The 421-nt window shown below is 60.8% G+C and carries 1 pseudogene; it reads left to right on the top strand.

The features are described from left to right. Positions 1 to 418 (top strand): annotated as a pseudogene (locus tag HV824_RS36495) (caudovirus prohead protease); the annotation flags it as partial. Positions 419 to 421 lie beyond the last annotated feature (3 nt).

The following is a 421-nucleotide window of genomic DNA, read 5'->3' as shown; positions in this document are numbered from 1 at the left end:
CGCTATGGACGACTACGACGGGGCTGGCAACCCCACCTGGTTCGCTGAGCCCCACATGGTCACCGAGATCCTGCTTCTCAAGGACAAGATGGGTCACCGTCTGTTCCGCAGCGTCTCCGAGCTGGCCGACTATGTCGGCGTCTCGAAGATCGTCAAGGTTCCGCTCATGAAGGGCCTGCAGCGCAGCTCCGCCAAGAACGGCACCGTCGATGCCCTCGGTATCATCGTCAACATGTCCGATTACACCATTGGTGCGGACAAGGGTGGGCAGCTCTTCGCTGCCGAGGACTTCGACATTTCCTTCAACCAGTACCACTACCTGCTGGAGACCCGCCTCTCCGGTGCGCTGACTCACCCGAAGTCGGCGATCATCGTTGAGCGGAAGACCGAGACGGGTAACGTCGTCGCGGAGCCGTGATAG

Source organism: Myxococcus sp. AM009, assembly GCF_013372605.1.
GTDB classification, from domain to species: Bacteria; Myxococcota; Myxococcia; order Myxococcales; family Myxococcaceae; genus Myxococcus; species Myxococcus vastator.
The sequence above is the reverse complement of the archived record's forward strand: the minus strand, read 5'-3'. Positions and strand labels throughout refer to the sequence as shown.